The organism is Nocardiopsis oceanisediminis (genome assembly GCF_048595525.1).
Taxonomy (GTDB): domain Bacteria; phylum Actinomycetota; class Actinomycetes; order Streptosporangiales; family Streptosporangiaceae; genus Nocardiopsis_A; species Nocardiopsis_A oceanisediminis.
In genome coordinates, this window is sequence record NZ_JAFMZJ010000001.1 from 2,170,147 (window position 1) to 2,191,498 (window position 21,352).

Sequence of the window (21,352 nt, forward strand, 5' to 3'; positions counted from 1 at the left end):
GGCGCGGGTCCCGGGCGGCGGCCGGCCCCGGGGCCGGGAGAGGGGGCGGGAGGGGGCCGAAACAGGGAACATGAAAGTCTTTCGCGAAAGCCGCGGGCGTGCGTAATCTGCCGACGACGCGTCGTGCACGACCCCTGTGATCCCCCGCCGATCGAGGTGCGACTCCCCATGGCACACCACGTTCGACGCAGGACCGCCGCCGCGCTGGCGGTCATCTGCGCGACCTCACTCGCCGCCCCGGCGGCCGCAGCGGACGGACCGGACGCCGCGGCCCTGATGGCCGCGGTCGAGGACCACTGCGGCGAGAACGGCTGCCACGACATCATCCCGCCCGGCCAGAACGGCAACGCCACCCTGGTCGAGATCCTGGGCAACCAGATGTTCGGCACCCGTCCGGCGCACTCCTCCGACCAGCTGGACATGTACGACAACCTGCTCCACGACTACGAGGGGCTGGACGACGCCGGACTCGACTCCTACTTCATGGACGCCTCGTTCGGCGTCGCCGAGGGCGACGTCGGCAGCGAGTACAGCCCGCGCGGAGACGTGACCATCATCCGCGACGACTCCTACGGAGTGCCGCACATCTACGGCGAGACCCGCGAGGGGACCATGTTCGGCGCCGGGTACGCCGTCGCCGAGGACCGGCTCTTCCTCATGGACGTGCTGCGCAACCTGGGGCGGGGGGAGCTCACCCCGTTCGCCGGCGGCGCCGAGGGCAACCGCTCCTTCGAGCAGATGCTGTGGCGCACCGCCCCCTACACCGAAGAGGACAAGCAGGCCCAGATCGACCGGGTCGCCGCCTCCGGTGAGCGCGGCGCCCAGGCGCTGGCCGACGTCGACTCCTACATCGAGGGCATCAACGCCTACATCGACGCCTCGCAGGACCGCAACGACTACCCCGGCGAGTACGTGCTGACCGGGCACAAGAACGCGGTCACCCAGGAAGGCGAGATCGAGCACTTCAAGCCCACCGACATCGTCGGCATCGCCTCGATGGTCGGCGCGCTGTTCGGCGGCGGGGGCGGCGGCGAGGTCCAGTCCGCCGTCATCAGGCTCGCCTTCCAGAACCAGTACGGCGCGGAGAAGGGCGCCGAGCTCTGGCAGGACTGGCGGATGGAGAACGACCCCGAGGCCACGGTGACCGTGGACGGCGACTTCCCCTACTCCGGGACCCCCGAGGACCCGGTCGGCCGGGCGCTGCCGGACGAGGGCTCGGTCGAGCCCTACGACATCGTCCACGACGAGCAGGGGTCGGCCGCCGGCGGCGCCTCCGCCCAGGCCGCCGCGTCGGAGGAGAGCACCTCCGAGGGCGGCGAGCAGGTCTCCGACCTCCCGGAGAAGAAGCAGGAGGAACTGGAGGCCAAGGCCGAGGAGGGCGACCTGGAGGCCGCCGAGGGCATCTTCAACGAAGGCGTCCTCCCCGCCGACCTGGCCGAGCCGCGCGGCATGTCCAATGCGCTGCTGGTCTCCGGCGAGCACACCGCCAGCGGCCGACCGGTCGCCGTCATGGGCCCGCAGACCGGCTACTTCTCCCCGCAGCTGCTCATGGTCCAGGAGCTGCAGGGCCCCGGCATCAGCGCCCGCGGCGCCTCCTTCCCCGGCACCAGCTTCTACGTGCAGATGGGGCGGGGCACCGACTACGCCTGGAGCGCCACCTCCGCCGGGCAGGACATCACCGACACCTTCGCCGTCGACCTGTGCGAGCCGGACGGCTCCGCCCCCGACACCTCCTCCCGCGGCTATGTCGCCGGGGACGGCTCCTGCACCGGGTTCGAGGAGCTGACCGTGGAGAACGCCTGGGAGCCCACGGTGGCCGACCAGACGCCGGCCGGCTCCTACCGGCTCACCTCGCTGCGCTCGGAGTTCGGCCTGGTCGAATCGTTCGCCACGGTGGACGGCGAGCCGGTCGCCTTCGTCCAGCGCCGCTCCACCTACATGCGCGAGGTCGACTCGATCATCGGCTTCCAGCAGTTCAACGAGCCGGAGACGATCACCTCGGCCGAGGACTTCCAGAAGGCCGCGAGCGACATCGGCTACGCCTTCAACTGGCACTACGCCGACGCCGAGGAGATCGCTTTCATGAACTCCGGGGCCAACCCGGTCCGCACCGAGGGCACCGACCCCAACCTGCCGATCGCCGCCGACTCCGACGCCGGGTGGAAGGGCTGGAGCCCCGGGGACAACGGGGCCGACTACACCCCGCCCGAGCAGCACCCCAACACCATCGGCCAGGACTACCTGGTCAACTGGAACAACAAGGTCGGCCGCGGCTACACCGCCGGCTGGGGCAGCGGCCCGGTGCACCGGGGCGACCTGCTCGACGGCCGGGTCTCCGCGCTCATCGAGGAGGGCCACGACTTCACCAAGTCCTCGCTGACCCGGGTGATGATGGAGGCCGGCCACACCGACCTCCGCGGCGAGCAGGTGCTCCCGGTCCTGCTGCGCGCCCTGGAGGGCGCCGACACCTCCGACCCGGAGGTGGCCGGGGCGGTGGCCGCCCTCACCGCCTGGGAGGAGGCCGGCGCGCCGCGCCGGGAGGCCGAGCGCGACGACGGCTCCTACGAGCACGCCGAGGCGATCCGGATCATGGACGCCTGGTGGCCGCTGCTGGTCTCCGCCCAGTTCAAGCCGGGCCTGGGCGAGGGCCTCTACACAGAGCTGACCCGCGCGGTCCAGGTGGGCGAGACGCCGTTCGGCGGCGGGCACAAGGGCTCCGCCTACCAGTACGGCTGGTGGTCCTACGTGGACAAGGACCTCCGCTCGGTGTTCGGCGAGAAGGTCGAGGGGCCGCTGGGCGAGCGGTACTGCGGCGGCGGCGACGCCGGCGAGTGCCGCACCCTGCTCGTCGACACCCTCGCCGACGCGGCCGCCACCCCGGCCGAGGAGATCTACCCGGGCGGCGACCAGCTGGCCGCGGACACCGTGGCGCACCAGCCGCTCGGCGGGATCAACATGTGGCCGATCGCCTGGCAGAACCGCCCCACCTACCAGCAGGTCGTCGAGTTCGAGGGAGGGCGCGGCTGACCCCGGCCCGGTCCGGCCCGCCGCCGGACCGGGACCGGTCCCGGCCGGGCGCGGTGTCCCCGCCGCGCCCGGCCCCCGCTTTTCCGGGCGTCCGCGAACCCGGGCCGATAACCCGCCCGGAGGACGTGTGGCCGGACGAGGGCGCGGGGTACCTTAGGGGTATCCCGCAGGACGGGAGGACGTACATGCCGCTGTGGATCCTCTGGATCGTCGCCGCCGTCGCCCTCGGCATCGCCGAGGCCCTCACCCTCACCCTGTCACTCGGCCTGCTCGCGGTCGCAGCACTGGTCGCCGCCGTCGTCGGGGCGCTCGGCATGGGGGTCGCGGCCCAGGTGATCGCCTTCGTCACCGCGTCGGCCGCGGGCGTGCTGGTGGTCCGCCCCATCGCCCGCCGCCACCTGCGCCAGCCGCCGCTGCTGGCCTCCGGCACCGCCGCCCTGGTCGGCAAGTCCGGCCTGGTCATCGAGGAGGTCACCGGGGACCACGGGCTGATCAAGCTCTCCGGAGAGGAATGGTCCGCGCGCGCCCTCGACGAGGACCACGTGATCCCCGCCGGGACGCACGTGGACGTGATGGAGATCGACGGGGCGACCGCCGTCGTGTACCCCCGGGAGGCCCTGCCGTGACCGAAGGCCAGGCGCCCGGCCCGACCCCCGGACCCGACTCACAGGGCAGGTAGAGACCCATGGGACCCGAAATCCTGTTCATCGTCCTGGCGGCCCTCGTGGTGCTCCTCGTGGTCTCCACGGTGCGGATCGTTCCGCAGGCGCGCGCCTACAACATCGAGCGCTTCGGCCGCTACCAGCGCACCCTCCAGCCCGGACTGAACTTCATCATCCCGTTCGTGGACCGGGTCAACACCAAGTACGACCTGCGCGAGCAGGTGTTCTCCTCCCGCCCCCAGCCGGTCATCACCGAGGACAACCTGGTCGTCAACATCGACACGGTGCTCTACTACCAGATCACCGACCCCCGGGCGGCCGCCTACGAGGTCGCCAACTACCTGCAGGCCATAGACCAGCTCACCGTCACCACGCTGCGCAACGTCATCGGCGGCATGGACCTGGAGCGGACCCTCACCTCCCGGGAGGAGATCAACACCCGGCTGCGCAGCGTGCTGGACGAGGCGACCGGCAAGTGGGGCATCCGCGCCAACCGGGTCGAGATCAAGGCGATCGACCCGCCGCCCTCCATCAAGGAGGCGATGGAGAAGCAGATGCGGGCCGAGCGGGACAAGCGCGCCGTCGTCCTGCACGCCGAGGGCGAGCGGCAGTCCCGCATCCTCACCGCCGAGGGCGCCCGCCAGCAGGCCATCCTGGAGGCCCAGGGCGACCAGCAGGCGCGCATCCTGCGCGCGGACGGCGAGGCGCAGGCGGTCGAGCGGGTCTTCCGGGCGGTGCACCAGAACGACGCCGACCCCAAGCTCCTCGCTTACAAGTACCTGGAGACCCTGCCGCACCTGGCCAACGGCGAGGGCAACACGTTCTGGGTGATCCCCGGCGAGCTCACCTCGGCGATCCAGAACGTCACCAAGGCCTTCTCCGGCGAGTCCGGCGGGTCGGCCGCGGGGCCGCCCTCCCAGGGCGACGGCCGCGGCGAGGGCGGGGAGCTGGAGGGGACCGGCACCCCCGAGCTCACCTCCGGCGACGACGGGGCGCGGGACGCCGCCGAGCAGGCCGCGGAGAGCGCGGCCGCCGCGGTGGAGAACGCCCGCCAGGCGGCCGAGGCCGCGGCGGCCGGCGGAGCCGTCCCCGAGCAGGGGCGCACCGGGCAGTGACGCCGCCCGGGGCCGCGCGGGCGCCCGCGCGGCCCCGGGCCCGGGTCAGTCCCGGGTGCGCAGCACCAGCTTGCCGGTGGTGCGGCGGGAGGCGAGGTCCTGCTGGGCGCGGGCCGCCTCGGCCAGCGGATAGCGGCCGCCGATGCGCACGTCCAGGTCGCCCCGGCCGACCATGCCGAACACGGCGGCGGCCCGGTCCAGCAGCTCGGCGCGGTCCGCGGTGTAGTGCGCCAGCGAGGGCCGGGTGAGGAAGAGCGCGCCCGCCCCGTTCAGCCGCTGCGGGTCGAACGCCGGGACCGGGCCGCTGGACTGGCCGAACAGCACCAGCATGCCGCGCCGGCGCAGCGCGCCCAGGCTGGCCTCGAAGGTCGAGGCGCCCACCCCGTCGTAGACCACCGGCACCCCGGCCCCGCCGGTCATCCCGCGCACCGCCGCCGCCACGTCGGCGCCCGGCTCGCCGTACCGGACGACCTCGTCGGCCCCGGCCGCGCGGGCCAGCTCCTCCTTGGCCGGGGTGGAGACGGTGCCGATCACCCGGGCCCCGCGGAGCTTGGCCATCTGCACCAGCAGCAGGCCGGTGCCGCCGGCCGCGGCGTGCACCAGCACCGTGTCGCCCTCGCGGACCGGGTAGGTGGAGTGCGTCAGGTAGTGCGCGGTCATGCCCTGCAGCAGCACGGCCGCGGCCTGCTCGGCGCCGACCCCCTCGGGGACCGGCACCACCCGGTCGGCGCGGACCACCGCCCGCTCGGCGTAGCCGCCGGGCTCCCCGGTCCAGCCGACCGGCTGCCCCACCGCCAGGCCGGTGACGCCCGCGCCGAGGGCGGCGACGGTGCCCGCCGCCTCCACGCCGGGGACCAGCGGCATCGGCATCGGGTACAGGCCGCTGCGCTGGTAGATGTCGATGAAGTTGACGCCGGCCGCCGCCACGTCCACGGCGACCTCGCCGGGGCCCGGCTCGGGCGGGTCGGCCTCGGTGAGCCGGAGCGCCTCCGGCCCGCCCGGTTCCTCGATGGTGATCGCGCGCATGCCGTCTCCCTTCCCGGCCGGGCCCCGGCCGCCCGGAAGGCGGTGCGGAGGCCCGTTCCCCGGCGGTGGTCTACTCGTCGTCGGAGGGCGACTCGGAGGGCGTCGCCTCGGTGGACGGCGCCGTCTCGGTGAACTCGATGTCGTCGTAGTAGGCGATGGCGTCGCCGCCGCTGCCCCCGCCGGTGCGCTGAACCGCCACCCCGGCGCCGGTCCCCAGGATGGGGGTGGTGTCCTCGGCCTCGCCGACGTACTCGTCGTTCACCCAGGCGCGGACGGTGATCGTGCCGTCCTCCGGGTCGGCCTCGGGGTCGGGCAGGTCGCGGTCGCAGGTGACCTGGAGCCGGTTGACGGCCTCCTTCCCGGTGTCGAAGCCGGGCACCTCGGAGGTCTTGAACAGCGTCCCCGACCCGTCGGTCCCGTCGTTGCGCCGGATGAGCAGCTCGCCGCCGTCCTTGCGGACCAGGACCTCGTACTGGCGGTAGTCGTCCTCGTAGTCGTCCTCCGCGGCGTCGTAGCCGAAGCAGAACATGCCGGCCTGTGCGTAGTCCGGTCCGCTCTGCCAGCTCAGGCCGACGCTCATGCCCAGGTGGACCGGGCGCTCCCCGCTGTAGGGGGCCCAGGCCTGCATGGACGGCTCGTCCTCGGTGGCGCGGACGGCGAACTGCTTGTCGATGTGGCCGAAGTCGCTGTCCTCCTCGAACTCCGGGCTGTACTCGTCGGTCCACGTCGTGGCGCCGCTGTCGAAGTCCTCCTGGTAGATCACGTCGGCCTCGGAGGGGAACTCCGGGTCGGCGGTCAGGTAGAGCGCGGTCGCTCCGGCCAGCACCAGGACCAGGCCCGCGGCGCCGCCGATGAGCAGCGTGCGCCGGCCCGGCCGCTTCTTCCCGCCGGGGGCGCCCGGCGGGACCGGGCCGGGAGGCGCGCCGGGGCCGTCCGGCCCCCCCGGCCCGCCGGGGCCGGCGCCGAACTGCGCGGGCTGCCCGTACGGGGGCGAGGGGCGGCCCGGGGCGAAGCCCGGCTGCGGACCGGACGGGGGGAGGCCGGGGCCGTGGCCGGGCTGCGGGCCGCCCATCGGGCCGTACGGTCCGGGCTGCTGCGCGGGGACGCCGTAGCCGCCCGGCTGCGGGCCGGACGGCACCTGGCCCTGCGGCGGGGCGTAGGGGCGGGTGGGCGGGGCGCCCGGCGACTCCTGCGGCGGGACCGCCGCGGCGGGCTCGGCCCCCATGGCGGCGGTCGGCACCGAGCCCAGGTCGGTGGTGGCCCCCGGGGTGCCGGCGGCCGGAGTGCCGCCCTCGCCGGGCGGGGGCGGCAGCGCCGCCGCGGTCCCCACCGGCCGCGGGGTGGACGGCGGCGTCCAGGAGCGGACCACGGTCCGGTCCACCACCGAGTCGCTCGGGTTCTCCTGCCCGACCAGCCGGTTGAGCAGCTGCTGGGCGGTGGGCCGGCCGGCCGGGTCCTTGTCCAGCGCCCGCTCGACCAGCTCCTTGAGCGAGGGGTCCAGCCCCTCCAGGTTCGGCGCCATCGAGGCGATCTGGTGCAGCACCGCCGGGACCGAGGGCCCGTCGAACGGGGTCCGGCCGGTGCCGGCGAAGGCGACCAGGCAGCCCCAGGAGAAGATGTCGGAGGCCGGGGTGATGTCCTTGCCCTCGATCAGCTCCGGGGCGAGGTAGGCCGGGGTGCCCATGAGCTGGCTGGAGCGGGTCACCGCGCCGTCGTCCTCCATGGCCCGCGCGATGCCGAAGTCGATCACCTTGGGGCCGACCGTGGAGAGCAGCACGTTGGCGGGCTTGAGGTCGCGGTGGATGACGCCGGCGCCGTGGATCGCGGTGAGCGCCGCGGCGACCCCCATGGCCAGGCCGTCCAGGGTGCCGCCGGCCATCGGTCCGTCGGCGTCGATGGCCTCGGCCAGGTTGGGGCCGGAGACGTATTCGGAGACGATGAAGAGCGGCTCGCCCTCCAGGCGGGCGTCGAGCACTCCGGCGGTGGAGAACCGGGCGACACTGCGGGCGGAGGAGACCTCCCGGGCGAAGCGGCGCCGGAAGGCCTCGTCGTCGGCGAGGTCGGGGTGGATCAGCTTCACCGCGACCTTCTGCCCCGAGGGGTTCTGCGCGAGGTAGACCGTGCCCATGCCGCCCCGGCCCAGCCGGCCGATGATCCGGTAGTCGCCGAGCTCGCGGGGGTCGCCGGTGCGGAGGGGTCTGGCGCTGTCGTGCCCGTTTGACGTCACAGTGTCGAAGTCCTTCGTGGATCGCGCGATTCGCCGTCACAGAGTACCGATGAGGCGCCCGGCCCGGCATCCGGGATCGGCCACGGTCCGCTACCATGGGAACACGTGTTCGAACGCCTGCCCTTCCCCGCAGGCCTGCCCGTCGTCGTGTACAGGTACGTGAGGAGGATGGCGGTGTCCGCTGTGTACGGTGTCCGGATCGATGTCGTCGAGGAGGGCGGCAGACCGGTGCGCTTCACCTGGAACGGGCGGGTCTACGCGGTGCGCCGGGTGATCGACCACTGGGTGACGCTCCGGGCCGACCACGCCGCGGCCGCGGGCGGCCGCGGCGTCCCGCAGCGCCGCCACTGGCGGGTCGAGGCGGGATCGGACCGCGCCCCCGGGGTCTTCGAGCTCCGCTACGAGTCCCTGGGCGACGAGTGGACCCTGGCCCGGGTGGTGGAGTGAGGGTGCGGGCACCGGGCGGGCGCGCGGCGGGGCCCCGCCGCGCTCAGCCGAGCACCATGTCCCGCAGGGCGCGCAGGGTGGGCTCGTCGCGCACCCCCGCCACCAGCAGCGTGCCGACCGGGGAGGCGCGCCAGGCGGCCAGCCGCTCGGCGATCCGGGGGAGCGGGCCGGCCAGGGTGAGGCCGTCGGCGAGCTCGTCCGGCACCGCCTCGACCGCCTCGGCCCGGCGCCCGGCGAGGAAGAGCTCCTGGACCTTGTGCGCCTCCTCCTCGAACCCCATCCGGACGAACACGTCGAGGTGGAAGTTGCTGCTCCGGGCCCCCATGCCGCCGATGTAGAAGGCGATCGGGGCCTTGGCGGCGCGCAGCGCGGCGGCGGTGTCCCGGGCGTGCAGCACGCTCACCGTGCAGGCGATGTCGAACCCCTCGGGGGCGCCGGCCAGCGCGTCGGCGTACAGCCCCGGGCTGATCCCGGGGTGGTAGAACATCGGCACCCAGCCGTCGGCGGCCTCCGCGGCCAGCGCCACGTTCCGCGGCCCCTCCGCGCCCAGGTAGACCGGGATGTCCGGGCGGAGCGGCCGGGTGATCGACTTCAGCGGCCGGCCCAGCCCGGAGCCGCCGGGCAGCGGCAGCGGGTAGTGCGGGCCGGCGCTGGCCACGGGGGCCTCCCTGCGCCACACCTGCCGCATGATGTCCAGGTACTCCCGGGTGCGCTGCAGCGGGCGCGGGAACGGGCGGCCGTACCACCCCTCCACCACCTGCGGCCCGGACACCCCGATGCCCAGCCGCAGCCGCCCGCCGGACAGGTGGTCCAGGGTGAGCGCGTGCATGGCGGTGGCCACCGGGGTGCGCGCCGAGATCTGCGCGATGGCGGTGCCCAGCCCGATCCGCTCGGTCCGGGCCCCGTACCAGGTCAGCGGGGTGAAGGCGTCGGAGCCGTAGGCCTCTGCGGTCCACACCGAGTCGTAGCCGAGCGCTTCCGCCGCGCGGACCGCCTCGGTCGCGTCGTCGGCTCCGGCGCCCCAGTAGCCCAGGGCCAGGCCGATCCGCATGTCCGTCGCCATGGCGGCTCCCCTCGGTGTGCGGGCCTGCCGCGCATGGTAGAACGCGTTTCAGTCCGGCGGAAGGGCCGGTCAGTCTCCGCCGCCGCCACCCCCGTCGCCTCCGCCGCCCCCGCTGCCCCCGTCGCCTCCGCCTCCGTCGCCGCCGAACAGGCCGCCCCACCCGCCGCCGTCGCCGCCGGACGCACCGCCGCGGTCCGACCGGTCGTCGCCGGCGGTGTAGGCGCCGCCTCCTCCGTCGCCGCCGTACCGGGTGCGCCGCGGCCGCCCGGTCGGCCGCCGCGATGACCGCGCGTCCATCAAGACGCCGACGATCACCAGAACGATCATCACCACCGCCAGCGCGATGAAGAGTACGGGGAAGAGGCTCATGGGGGGTCTTTCCTGATCGGGGGAGCTCGCAGGGATGAATGTACGCCCGGGGGTGCGCGGCCCACGAGGCCCCTCCCCGGTGACCGGCGGCCGGAATCGGCCGGTCCGCGCCGGTATGAGAATCTGGGGGGCGGTGCGGACGGCAGGAACCCGGTGCGAGACCGGGGCGGACCCGCCACTGTGACCGGGGAGCGAGCCCGCGACACCCGCCACTGCCGCGGAGAGCGGCGGGAAGGCGGCGGGGGAGCACGGATCCGGGAGCCAGGACACTGCGCGGCACCGAGACCGAACCCATGGGCGTGGACTCCCAAGGAAGGACTGACCTGCGTGGGCGCTAACGCTCGCTATCCCTTCACCGCGGTCGTCGGCATGGACGACCTCAAACTCGCTCTCCTCGTCAACGCCGTCTCGCCGGCCGTCGGCGGGGTGCTGGTGCGGGGCGAGAAGGGCACCGCGAAATCGACCGTCGTGCGGGCCCTGGCCGCACTCCTGCCCGAGCTGGACGCGGTGGCCGGCTGCCGCTTCGGCTGCGACCCCGCCGCCCCGGACCCCGAGTGCCCGGACGGCCCGCACCCCGCCGGCGCCGTCCCCGAGCGCCGCCCGGCCCGGCTGGTGGAGCTCCCGGTCGGAGCCAGCGAGGACCGCCTGGTCGGTTCGCTGGACATCGAGCGCGCGCTCACCGAGGGCGTCAAGGCCTTCGAGCCCGGCCTGCTCGCCGCGGCGCACCGCGGAGTGCTCTACGTCGACGAGGTCAACCTGCTCCACGACCACCTGGTCGACCTGATGCTGGACGCCGCGGCGATGGGCACCTCGCACGTCGAGCGGGAGGGCGTCTCGGTCCGGCACGCCGCCCGGTTCCTCCTGGTCGGCACCATGAACCCGGAGGAGGGCGAGCTCCGCCCGCAGCTGCTGGACCGGTTCGGGCTCACCGTGGAGGTCGCCGCGACCCGCGACCCCGAGCAGCGGGCCGAGGTGGTCCGCCGCCGGCTGGAGTTCGAGACCGACCCCGAGGCGTTCGCGGTCCGCCACGCCACCGGTGAGCGGGAGCTGGCCGGGCACATCCTGGCGGCCCGCAAGCGGCTGCCCGGTGTGGTCCTCACCGACGCGGCGCTGCGCCAGGTCACCGCGGTCTGCGCCGCCTTCGAGGTGGACGGGCTGCGCGCCGACATCGTCACCGCGCGCACCGCGATGGCGCTGGCCGCCTGGCGGGACCGGACCGAGGTCACCGCCGAGGACGTCCGCGACGCGGCCCGGCTCGCCCTGCCGCACCGGCGCCGCCGCGACCCCTTCGACGCCCCCGACCTCGACGAGGACCGCCTCTCCGAGGCCCTCTCCCAGGCGGGCGGGGAGGACCCGGAAGGCCCTGAGGACGACCCGGACGGCCCGGGGAGCCCCGGCGGCGGTGATGGAGGCGGCGGCGACGGCGGCGCGCCGGACGGGGGAGCCGGCGCCCCCGACAGCGGTCCCGGCGCCGGGGCGGACGACCCGGCCCCGGGCCCCGCGCCCTCCGCCGGGGAGGGCGGCCCCGGCGAAGGGGCCGACGGCCGCCCCGCCGGCGGCGCCGGGGGAGAGCGGACCTCGGAGGCGGGGGAGACCTTCCGTCCCCGCCTGTTCAGCGTCAAGGGGATCGGCGCGGGCGCGCCCGGCCGGAGGTCTCGCGCGCAGACCCCGTTCGGCCGCACCTCGGGGGCGCGCGCCCCGGGCGAGCGCCCCGGCCAGGTGCACCTGGCGGCGACGCTGCGCGCCGCCGCCCCGCACCAGCGCGCCCGCGGCCGGGACGGCCGGGGCCTGGTGCTGCGCCGCGGAGACCTGCGCGAGGCGGTGCGCGAGGGGCGCGAGGGCAACCTCGTGCTGTTCTGCGTGGACGCCTCCGGGTCGATGGCGGCCCGGCAGCGGATGCGCGCGGTCAAGGGGGCGGTGCTCAGCCTGCTGCTCGACGCCTACCAGCGCCGGGACAAGATCGGCCTGGTGACCTTCCGCGGCCGCGAGGCGCGGCTGGACCTGCCGCCCACCTCGTCGGTTGAGGCCGGGGCGCGCCGGCTGCGCGAGCTGCGCACGGGGGGCCGCACCCCGCTGGCGGCGGGCCTGCTGCGCAGCGCCGGCGTGCTCCGCGTCGAGCGGCTGCGCGATCCGCGCCGCCGCCCGCTGCTGGTGGTCGTCACCGACGGCCGCGCCACGCACGGCGGCGTGGACGAGGCGCTGCGCGCGGGGGCCTGGATCGGCGCCCAGGACGTGGAGTGCGTTGTCGTCGACTGCGAGTCCGGCCCGGTCCGCCTGGGCCTGGCGGACCGGCTGGCCTCCGCGCTCGGCGCCACCCGGGTCCGGCTGGAGGAACTCGGCGCCGAAGCGCTGACCGGCCTGGTCCGCGGCGCCCGGACCACCCGCGGCGCCGCCTGACCCGGCGCGGCCGCCCCACCCGAACCACGGACCGAGGAGAAGCGAGACAGATGCCTCAGGGCAAACCCGCCTACGTCCCCGACGACGGGCTGACCACCCGCCAGCGCCGCAACCGCCCGCTGCTGGTGGTGCACACCGGCGCGGGCAAGGGCAAGTCCACCGCCGCCTTCGGCCTGGCCACCCGCGGCTGGGCCCAGGGCTGGGACATCGGCGTCTTCCAGTTCGTCAAGTCGGCGAAATGGCGGATCGGAGAGGAGAAGGCGCTCCGCGTCCTCGGCGAGTCCGGCGAGGGCGGCCGGGTCACCTGGAACAAGATGGGCGAGGGCTGGTCCTGGATCCAGCGCCCCGGCACCGAGTCCGACCACGCCGCGGACGCCGCCGAGGGCTGGAACCAGATCAAGCGCGACCTCGCCGCGGAGACCTACCGGCTGTACGTCCTGGACGAGTTCACCTACCCGATGAAATGGGGCTGGATCGACGTCGCCGACGTCGTGCGGACCCTCCGCGACCGCCCCGGGGCCCAGCACGTCATCATCACCGGCCGCGACGCCCACCCCGACCTCCTGGACGCCGCCGATCTGGTCACCGAGATGACCAAGGTCCGCCACCCGATGGACACCGGCCAGAAGGGCCAGCGCGGTATCGAGTGGTGAGCCCGCCGGAGGGAAAAGGGAAACGGGGAACGTGAGACCCGGTCGGCCATCCGAAGGCGTGTCCGGAATATCAGTGATCCCCTTTCCGCGGCGCTAATCTGTGCGGCATGAGTGAAAATTCTGAAAACACCACAAATGCCGTGAACGGTGACGATGGTGAGGACGTCGCCGTGGAGAACATCGTCACCGGAGACGTCACCGGACAGATCATCCAGATCGGGAGCGCCGACGGCGGGAAACCGGGCGGGAGCGTTCGGAACATCGTCATCGGGAACGTCGGCGGCGGAATCGTCGTCCAGACGGGGAGCGCCGCCGAGGCGGACCGGGACCGCTGATCGGGCCGGCCCGCGCAGGCGGGGGCGGAGCGGGGTCCGGGAAGCACTTCCCGGACCCCGTCCGAAGGGTTCTTCCCGATCAGGGGGTACGGCGGTGCGCGGAGGGGCCGGGCGCCACCGGGGACCGGCTCACAGGTCGGACGGGATGAGGCTGTAGACCGCGAGGTCGGTGCGGCCTTCGTGGAGGGGCATGGCGTTGCGTTCGACGCCCTCGAAGGTGAAGCCGGCCTTCTCCGCGACGCGGCGGGAGGCGGTGTTGCCGATGGCGGCCTTGAGCTCCACCCGCTCCATCTCCTGGTCGAGGATGGCCCAGCGGGAGACGGCGGTGACCGCCTCGGTGGCGTGGCCGGAGCTGCGGAGGCCGGGGGAGAACCAGTAGCCGACCTCGGTGGTGCGGGAGGCCCAGCGGGTGCGGAGCAGGCCCACGGCGCCGGCGAACTCGCCGGTGGCGCTGACCGCGGCGGCCCACTGCTGCCCCTCGCCGGAGGCCCGCATGGACGGGGCGGTGACGCGGCACCACTCCTCGGCGTCGGCGCGGGTGTAGGGGCGGCCCGGTTCGGGCAGCGGGAGCCAGCGCCGGGTCTCCGGGTCGGTCATGGCCGCCAGGACGTCGTCGACCAGGGACTCGGTGAACGCGCGCAGCGTCAGCCGCTCGGTCTCCAGGACCACCATCGGCATGCGCCGGGTCCCTTCACCGGTGGAGTCGGCGGCGGGGCCGGGGGCGGAGCTCATCGGCGTCCCTTCTCGGTCCGGTCCCGCGCCGAGGCCAGGAGGCGGGCGGCGAGCGCCGGCGCCCCGGCCCAGTGCAGGTGCAGGTATGACGCGATCATCGTTGCACTCGCGTACCCCTCGGCGCCATCACCGCTCCACTGCCAGGCGGCGGTGGAGCCGCGCGCCGGGTCCAGTGCGGTCCGGTGGAACTCGTGGCCCCGCACCCGGGTGCCGGCGCGCGCCAGCACCGAGTCGGAGACCGCGACGGCGGACCGGTAGCCCAGGGTGAGCCGGTCGGTCATCCGCCCCCTCGCCGGCAGCACCCCGCACATCGGCGCGCCGTCCAGGCTCTCCGCCAGGTAGAGCAGGCCCGCGCACTCGGCCGCGATCGGCCCGCCCCGGGCGGCGAAGCCGGCCACGGCTTCGCGGAGCGGCCGGTTCGCGGAGAGCGCGTCGGCGTGCACCTCGGGGAAGCCGCCGCCGACGATCAGCCCCGACGCCCCCTCGGGCAGCGCCTCGTCGCGCAGCGGGTCCAGCACGGCGACGTCCGCGCCGCCGGCCCGCAGCAGCTCGGTGTTCTCGGTGTAGCCGAAGGTGAACGCGGCGCCGCCGGCCACCGCCAGCACCGGGGCGGCCCCGGTCCGGGCGGGCCCTTCGGCTCCGGCGGCCGCGGCGAGCTCCGCGGCCGGGTCCCAGGGCGCGTCGGGCAGCGGGCCCGCGGTCGCCGCCAGGGCCGCCACCGCGTCCAGGTCGCAGGAGGACGCGACCAGGGCGGCCAGCGCGCCGACCGCCTCCCGGGCGCGCGCGGTCCGCTCGGCCGCGGGGATCAGGCCGAGGTGCCGGGCGGGCGTCTCCGCCCCGGTGCTGCTCCGCAGCGCGCCGAGCACCGGGACGCCGGTGTCCTCCAAGGCCTCGCGCAGCAGCTCCTCGTGCCGGTCGGAGCCGACCCGGTTGAGGATGACGCCGCCCACCCGGACCCCCGGGTCGTAGGTGCAGAAGCCGTGCACCAGGGCGGCGACCGACCGGGAGGTGCGGGAGGCGTCCACCACCAGGACCACCGGGGCGCCCAGCAGCGCGGCGACGTGCGCGGTGGAGGCGTAGTCGCCCGGCCCGCCGTGCCGGTGCGGCCGGGACGCGCCGTCGAACAGCCCCATCACCCCCTCGACGACCGCGATGTCCGCGCCGGCCGCGCCGTGCAGGAAGAGCGGGGCGACCCGCTCCTCGCCGCAGAGCACGGGGTCCAGGTTGCGCGGCGGGCGCCCGGTGGCCAGCGCGTGGTAGCCGGGGTCGATGTAGTCGGGGCCGACCTTGTGCCCGGACACCTCCGCGCCGCGCGCGGCGAACGCCGCCATCAGGCCGGTGGCGACCGTCGTCTTGCCGCCGCTCGACGCCGGCGCCGCGATCACCACCCGCGGAATGCTGCGCACCTGCTCCTCCGTCCTCTCCGGGCCCGCGCCGGACGCGGACCGAGCCGGTTGACAAGGCTAGGACCCGCGAGGGGCCCTCCGGGCCCGCCGCCCCGCACCGCCCCGTCCCGCTCTCGCGGAGGCCGGGCCGCGCGCGGGGAGCGCGGCCCGCTCCGGCGGTGGCGGGGCGGGCACGGCGAGCGGTGCCGTTTCCCGGGCGCCGTGCGGCACGGGCCGGCTGGCTCCCGCCCGGCCCGTCAGTCCCCCGATCGCCGGCCGAGGCGTGCGCTCGGCCGCAGGCCGCCGCGGCCGTCCGCCGGAGCGGCGGCCTTCCGGAGGGCGGCGCCCCGGGGCCGAGGCCGTCGCGGGGAGGGACGGGACACTCCCCCGCCCCGCCCGCTCCGGCGCCGCCGCCGGGTCAGCGGCCCGGGAGGCTCGGAGCCCGCCCCCGGGTGCAGGGCCGCAGGTCGCGGGGGAGGCCCAGAGGTATAAGGTCGCGGAGTGTCCGGAGTGCCCCGGTTTCCGGGGGGAGAGCGGAGCGGGGGAGGACGACCGGTGGCGGTCGGGGCCGAGCAGAGCGGGGACGGGATCGACCTGCGCCACCACGGTGACGCGGAGACCGGTCCCGGACTGGTCGATTTCGCGGTGAACGTGCGCACCGGGACGCCGCCCGCGTGGCTGGCGGAGCGGATCGCCGCGTCCCTGTCCGGCCTGGCGGCCTACCCCGACCCGGCCGCGGCGCGCGCCGCCGTCGCCCGGCGGCACGGCCGCCCGGTCGGCGAGGTGCTGCTCACCGCCGGAGCCGCCGAGGCGTTCGTGCTGCTCGCCCGCGCCCTGTCGCCCCGCCGGGCGGTGGTGGTGCACCCCCAGTTCACCGAGCCCGAGGCCGCCCTGCGCGCCGCCGGGCACCGGGTGGAGCGCGTCCTGCTCGACCCCGGGGAGGGCTTCGCCCTCGACCCGGCGCGGGTCCCCGGCGACGCCGACCTGGTGGTGCTGGGCAACCCGACCAATCCGACCTCGGTGCTGCACCCGGCCGAGGCCCTGGCGGGGCTGGCCCGCCCCGGCCGGGTCCTCGTCGTCGACGAGGCGTTCGCCGACTGCGTCCCCGGCGAACCGGAGTCGCTGGCCTCCCGCGGCGACCTCCCCGGGCTGGTCGTGGTGCGCAGCCTCACCAAGACCTGGGGGCTGGCCGGGCTGCGCGCCGGCTACCTGCTGGCCCCGGCCGCACTGGTGGACGCGCTCGCCGGAGGGCAGCCGCTCTGGTCGGTCTCCACGCCGGCGCTGGCCGCCACCGAGGCCTGCTGCGCCCCGGAGGCGCTCGCCGAGGCCGAGGAGTGGGCCCGGAACCTGGCCGGCGACCGGGACCGGTTCGCCGCGGCGCTCGCCCGGGCCGGCGCCCGGGTGCTCCCCGGAGCCGCCGCGTCGTTCCTGCTCGTGCGGGTGGAGGGCGGCGAGCGGATCCGGGCCGGGCTGCGCGGACGGGGCATCGCGGTCCGCCGCTGCGACACCTTCCCCGGGCTGGGGCCGGACTGGATCCGGGTCGCGGTCCGGGAACCGGGGACTTCCCTCCGGATGGCCCGGACTCTGGCAGAGTTGCTCTCGACCGAACGGGGGAGCGGTCCGCGGCAGGCCCCGGATCCGCCTCCGCCGGCGACGGGACGGAGTCAGGGGGAGCAGGGGGGATAACGACGTGCCGACGAGAGGCGGAGCCGACCGGGCTCCGGTGAGGAAGCGCAATGACCGGTAACGACCACCGCTCCCCGGCGGGCCGGGGATCCGACGAGGACCAGGACCGCGCGGGCGGCGGGCTCTTGGACGGCCTGCCCGAACCGGGGCGCGGCGCGGCCGCGCGCCCGGAGCCGGGCCGCGCGGCGGCGCCCCAGCGCGGCAACCCGTTCCACACGCCGCCGTCCCGGTCGGCCCCGGGCAAGGGCGGGGCGGACCGGCCCAACGTCATCCCGTTCCGCGGCGCCCCGCAGCCCCCGAGGCCGCCGGAGGAGCCGCCGCCCGGCCGGGCCCCGGCGTCCGGTGCCGGGCAGGGGACCGCGACCGGCGGCGCGCACGCCGCACCGGCGGCACCGCCCTCCGCGGCCCCCGAGCCGGCCGCCCCCCAGACCCCCGAGCCGGCCGCCGCGCCGCAGGCCGCCGAGGCCGCCGCACCCGCCGAGCCGCCCGCACCCGAGAACCCCGAGGCCGACGTGAACGCTTCCGCAGCCGCTCCGCTCCCGGAGCACCCGGACCCCGCCCCCGAGCCCGCCGCCCCGGCGGCGCCCCCGGCCGCCGAGGCCCCGGAGCCGCCCGCCGCCGAGGCGCCGCCGGCGGCCGACCCGGACCGCAACGCCTTCTCCGGCGCCGAGCGCGACGCCGTGTACCGGGCCATCCGGGAGCGCCGCGACGTCCGGATCGGCTTCCGGCCCGACCCGGTGCCCGACGAGGTCCTCACCCGGGTCCTGGACGCCGCCCACCAGGCGCCCTCGGTCGGGTTCTCCCAGCCGTGGGACTTCGTGGTCATCCACGACGGGGAGGTCCGCCGGCGCGTGCACGGCCTGGTCTCCGAGGAGCGCGACGCCTACGCCGGGGCGCTGCCCGCGGCGCGCGCCCGCGCCTTCTCCGGGCTCAAGGCCGAGGCGATCCTGGACACCCCGGTCAACGTCGCGGTCACCGTCGACCCGACCCGCGGCGGCCGGCACACCCTCGGCCGGCACGCGCAGCCGCAGACCGCCGCGCACTCCGCCGCGCTGGCGGTGGAGAACCTCTGGCTGGCGGCGCGCGCCGAAGGGCTCGGCGTCGGCTGGGTCAGCCTGCTCCGCGAGCGCGACGTCGCCCGCCTGCTCGACCTCCCCCCGCACCTGGAGGTCGTCGCCTACCTGTGCGTCGGCTACGTGGAGGACTTCCCCACCGAGCCGGAGCTCTCCCTGGGCGGCCTGGCCCGCCGCCGCCCCCTCTCCTGGGCGGTCCACCGCGACCACTACGGCCGCCGGGGTCTGCCCGGCGAGGAGGCCACCAGCCTGCTGGAGGAGACGGTCGCCGCGATCGGCCCGCTGGACGCCGGGGCCGTCGAGGAGGCGGCCGACCGGCAGCGGCGGATGACCAAGCCGCTGGGCTCGCTGGGCGTGCTGGAGGACGTCTCGGTGCAGCTGGCCGGCCTGGTGGGGGAGTGCCCGCCGCCGCTGCCGGAGCCCGCGGCGCTGGCCATCTTCGCCGGCGACCACGGCGTGCACGCCCAGGGGGTGACCGGCTGGCCGCAGGAGGTCACCGGGCAGATGGTGCACAACTTCCTGGCCGGCGGCGCGGTCGCCAACGCCTTCGCCGCCCAGGCCGGGGCCGAGGTGACCGTGGTCGACGTCGGCGTCGTCGCCGACCTGCCGTCCGTCCCGGGGCTGCTGCCCCGCAAGGTCGCCCGGGGCACCGCGGACATGACGCAGGCCCCCGCCCTGACCCGCACCCAGGTCCAGCACGCCATCGAGGCCGGCATCGAGGTCGCCCGCGACCTGGTCTCGGCGGGCAACCGCTGCCTGGTCACCGGGGACATGGGCATCGCCAACACCACCCCGGCGGCGGCGCTGATCGCCGCGTTCACCGGGGCCGACCCCGAGGAGTGCACCGGCCGGGGCACCGGGGTGGACGACGCCGTGCACGCGCACAAGATCGACGTGGTGCGCCGCGCGCTCGACCTGCACCGGCCCGACCCGGCCGACCCGGTCGGCGTGCTGGCCGCGGTCGGCGGGCTGGAGCACGCCGCGCTCGCCGGGTTCATCCTGGGCGGCGCGGCGCTGCGGGTGCCGGTGCTGCTCGACGGCGTCATCGCCGGCGCGGCCTCGCTGGCCGCCGCGGCGCTGGCCCCGGAGTCGATGTCGGCCTGCTTCGCCGGGCACCGCTCCGCCGAGCCGGGCCACACCGCGGTGCTGGACCGGACCGGCCTGCACCCCCTGGTCGACCTGGACCTGCGGCTGGGCGAGGGCTCCGGCGCGCTGCTCGCGCTGCCGGTCCTGCAGGCCGCCGCCCGCGCCCTGCGCGACGTGGCCACCTTCGAGGACGCCGGCGTGACCGAGCGCTGAGGCCGCTCCGACCGGGGAGACGCGGGCACGGATCCGCGCCTCCCCGGCCGCGTCCCGCCCCGGCGCCGGGTACCGATCGCGTTACGACCGCGCGGGGCCGGAGAGCCCGCGACCGGCGGGGAAGCCGATGGTCGCGGAGCCCGGACCGGGCGGGCGGGGCCGGACAGGGCGTGCGGAAACACATCCTCCGGCCACCTGCCCACGAAGCGGGCGGGTACGATCTGCGTACCAGCCCGCGGGCCCGCAGGACGCGAACCGGTTCGCCGGGGACGCGGTTCCGGCGGAGCCGAGCGGGCCGGCGCCACCGGGGTCCGCCCCGGGGCGGGGCCCGGTCGGCGGCCCCGCGCCGCGGCAGCGGCGGATGCGATCCCGACGCCGCGGCCGGCGGCGGCCGGGGAGCGCGGACCGGCGTGCGCGGCGGCGCGCGGCCGGGAAGCCGACGGAACCACGCAAGGCGCTCCGCCGCCGTCGCGGGCGGCGGGAACGGGGACCCGGGGGCGAACCCGCCGGGCCCCGGACACGGATCTGGAGGACTGCCCCGGTGACGTACCTTCTCGGCCTGCGCCTGGACGGGCGCGACGTTCTCATGGTCGGCGGTGGACGGGTCGCCCAGCGCAGGGTCCCGGTCCTGGTCGAGGCCGGAGCCAGGGTCGTGCTGATCGCACCGGAGGCCACCCCGGCCCTGGAGGGCCTCGCCGACGCCGGCCGGATCGCCTGGCACCGCCGCCCCTTCCGGGCCGGCGACGTCACCGACCGCTCCCTGGGCGACTTCTGGCTGGTGCACACCGCCGCCGACGACCCCGCCGTGAACACCGCCGTCACCGCCGAGGCCGAGGCCGCCCGGATCTGGAGCGTCCGCGCCGACGACCGGCACGCCTCCGCCGCCTGGACCCCGGCCACCGGCTCCGCCGCCGGGGCGACCGTGGGCGTCATCGCCGACGGCGACCCTCGCCGCGCCGCCGGGCTGCGCGACGCCGTGGTGGACGGGCTCGGCGACGGCTCCCTGGACGCGCGCCGCGGCCGCGAGCCGCTGCGCGGCGTCGCCCTGGTGGGCGGCGGCCCCGGCGACCCCGGGCTGATCACCGTGCGCGGCCGCCAGCTCCTCGCCCAGGCCGACGTGGTGGTGGTGGACCGGCTCGCCCCGACCTCGCTGCTGGACCGGCTCCCCGCCGACGTGGAGGTCGTCGACGCGGCCAAGATCCCCTACGGGCGGGCGATGAAGCAGGAGGAGATCAACCGGCTGCTCGTCGAGCACGCCCGGGCCGGCCGGTTCGTGGTCCGGCTCAAGGGCGGCGACTCCTTCGTGTTCGGCCGGGGCGGGGAGGAGGCGGCGGCCTGCGCCGCGGCCGGCGTCCCGGTGACCGTGGTCCCCGGGGTGACCAGCGCGCTGGCCGGCCCCGCCGCGGCGGGCATCCCCGCCACCCACCGGGGGGTCTCCCAGGAGGTGCACGTCGTCTCCGCGCACGTGGCGCCCTCCGACGAGCGGTCCACCGTGGACTGGGCGGCGCTGGCGCGCTCCCGGGGGACGGTCGTGGTGCTGATGGGCGTGGAGCGGGCCGGCGCGATCGCCGAGGCGCTGATCGCCGGGGGCCGCTCCGCCGACACCCCCGTCGCCGCCGTGCAGGAGGCCACACTCCCCTCCCAGCGCACGGTCACCGCGACCCTGGGCACCGCGGGGCGGGCGCTGCGCGACGCGGGGGTGCGCCCCCCGGCCGTGCTGATCGTCGGCGAAGTGGTCGATGTGGCCCGGGAACTTGACATACTGCACGGAGGGCCGGGCGGGTCCGCGGAGCGACCGGGTGCCGGCTCCGCCGGACGCGGCGGTGACCGGGGGCAGTGACGGGCACGTAGGGGGA

Annotated in this window: 16 protein-coding genes and 1 riboswitch; of the genes, 10 read left to right on the plus strand and 6 right to left on the minus strand. The window is 76.4% G+C overall.

Going from position 1 to position 21,352, the window contains the following annotated elements; translation table 11 throughout:
* Positions 1–168 precede the first annotated feature (168 nt).
* The 3 genes from J0910_RS09770 to J0910_RS09780 all read left to right on the plus strand — a co-directional run bounded on the left by J0910_RS09770 (position 169) and on the right by J0910_RS09780 (position 4,804).
* Positions 169–3,027 (plus strand): penicillin acylase family protein, encoded by a 2,859-nt coding sequence (locus J0910_RS09770; protein ID WP_420158206.1) that lies wholly within the window; start codon positions 169–171, stop codon positions 3,025–3,027.
* Positions 3,028–3,212: 185 nt separating this feature from the next.
* Positions 3,213–3,653: an NfeD family protein gene (locus J0910_RS09775; protein ID WP_420158207.1), complete on the plus strand. Its 441-nt coding sequence runs from the start codon at positions 3,213–3,215 to the stop codon at positions 3,651–3,653.
* Between the two features lie 59 nt (positions 3,654–3,712).
* On the plus strand, positions 3,713–4,804 hold the full coding sequence (locus J0910_RS09780) for an SPFH domain-containing protein (protein WP_420158208.1): 1,092 nt from the start codon (positions 3,713–3,715) through the stop codon (positions 4,802–4,804).
* Positions 4,805–4,849: 45 nt separating this feature from the next.
* On the opposite strand, the gene J0910_RS09785 is transcribed toward J0910_RS09780, so the two are convergent.
* The gene (locus J0910_RS09785; protein WP_420158209.1) at positions 4,850–5,830 is read right to left on the minus strand and encodes a quinone oxidoreductase family protein; all 981 of its coding nucleotides are present in this window, start codon (positions 5,828–5,830) and stop codon (positions 4,850–4,852) included.
* Positions 5,831–5,900: 70 nt separating this feature from the next.
* The gene (locus tag J0910_RS09790; RefSeq protein ID WP_420158210.1) at positions 5,901–8,057 is read right to left on the minus strand and encodes a serine/threonine-protein kinase; all 2,157 of its coding nucleotides are present in this window, start codon (positions 8,055–8,057) and stop codon (positions 5,901–5,903) included.
* A 168-nt stretch (positions 8,058–8,225) separates the two neighbouring features.
* Here J0910_RS09790 and J0910_RS09795 point away from each other — a divergent pair, with 168 nt between their 5' ends.
* Complete coding sequence (locus J0910_RS09795; protein ID WP_420161935.1) at positions 8,226–8,504, plus strand: DUF6504 family protein; 279 nt, start codon at positions 8,226–8,228, stop codon at positions 8,502–8,504.
* 43 nt (positions 8,505–8,547) lie between these two features.
* On the opposite strand, the gene J0910_RS09800 is transcribed toward J0910_RS09795, so the two are convergent.
* Entirely contained in the window at positions 8,548–9,567 is a 1,020-nt protein-coding gene (locus J0910_RS09800) for an LLM class F420-dependent oxidoreductase (protein ID WP_420158211.1), read from the minus strand.
* 69 nt (positions 9,568–9,636) lie between these two features.
* Positions 9,637–9,936, minus strand: coding sequence for a hypothetical protein (locus tag J0910_RS09805; RefSeq protein WP_420158212.1), 300 nt, complete (start codon positions 9,934–9,936; stop codon positions 9,637–9,639).
* A 143-nt stretch (positions 9,937–10,079) separates the two neighbouring features.
* A riboswitch (cobalamin riboswitch) is annotated at positions 10,080–10,208 on the plus strand.
* A 55-nt stretch (positions 10,209–10,263) separates the two neighbouring features.
* On the opposite strand from J0910_RS09805, the gene J0910_RS09810 reads away from it, so the two are divergent.
* The 3 genes from J0910_RS09810 (at position 10,264) to J0910_RS09820 (ending at position 13,321) form a co-directional block, all read left to right on the plus strand.
* Entirely contained in the window at positions 10,264–12,333 is a 2,070-nt protein-coding gene (locus tag J0910_RS09810) for a putative cobaltochelatase (protein WP_420158213.1), read from the plus strand.
* 50 nt (positions 12,334–12,383) lie between these two features.
* Positions 12,384–12,986, plus strand: coding sequence for a cob(I)yrinic acid a,c-diamide adenosyltransferase (gene cobO, locus J0910_RS09815; RefSeq protein WP_420158214.1), 603 nt, complete (start codon positions 12,384–12,386; stop codon positions 12,984–12,986).
* Positions 12,987–13,126: 140 nt separating this feature from the next.
* Positions 13,127–13,321, plus strand: coding sequence for a hypothetical protein (locus J0910_RS09820; RefSeq protein WP_420158215.1), 195 nt, complete (start codon positions 13,127–13,129; stop codon positions 13,319–13,321).
* A gap of 129 nt (positions 13,322–13,450) precedes the next feature.
* Here J0910_RS09820 and J0910_RS09825 read toward each other — a convergent pair whose 3' ends face one another.
* Both J0910_RS09825 and J0910_RS09830 read right to left on the minus strand, forming a co-directional pair.
* Positions 13,451–14,053: a GNAT family N-acetyltransferase gene (locus tag J0910_RS09825; protein WP_420158216.1), complete on the minus strand. Its 603-nt coding sequence runs from the start codon at positions 14,051–14,053 to the stop codon at positions 13,451–13,453.
* Complete coding sequence (locus tag J0910_RS09830; protein WP_420161936.1) at positions 14,050–15,441, minus strand: cobyrinic acid a,c-diamide synthase CobB; 1,392 nt, start codon at positions 15,439–15,441, stop codon at positions 14,050–14,052. Before J0910_RS09830 ends, J0910_RS09825 begins: the two co-directional genes overlap by 4 nt.
* A gap of 552 nt (positions 15,442–15,993) precedes the next feature.
* Between J0910_RS09830 and cobC the strand changes: the two genes are divergently transcribed.
* The 3 genes from cobC to cobA all read left to right on the plus strand — a co-directional run bounded on the left by cobC (position 15,994) and on the right by cobA (position 21,336).
* Complete coding sequence (gene cobC / locus J0910_RS09835) at positions 15,994–17,124, plus strand: Rv2231c family histidinol phosphate aminotransferase CobC (protein ID WP_420158217.1); 1,131 nt, start codon at positions 15,994–15,996, stop codon at positions 17,122–17,124.
* A gap of 50 nt (positions 17,125–17,174) precedes the next feature.
* A complete protein-coding gene (gene cobT, locus J0910_RS09840; protein ID WP_420158218.1) occupies positions 17,175–19,496 on the plus strand; it encodes a nicotinate-nucleotide--dimethylbenzimidazole phosphoribosyltransferase in 2,322 nt (773 codons plus the stop codon).
* Positions 19,497–20,037: 541 nt separating this feature from the next.
* Entirely contained in the window at positions 20,038–21,336 is a 1,299-nt protein-coding gene (gene cobA, locus J0910_RS09845) for a uroporphyrinogen-III C-methyltransferase (RefSeq protein WP_420158219.1), read from the plus strand.
* Positions 21,337–21,352: the final 16 nt, after the last annotated feature.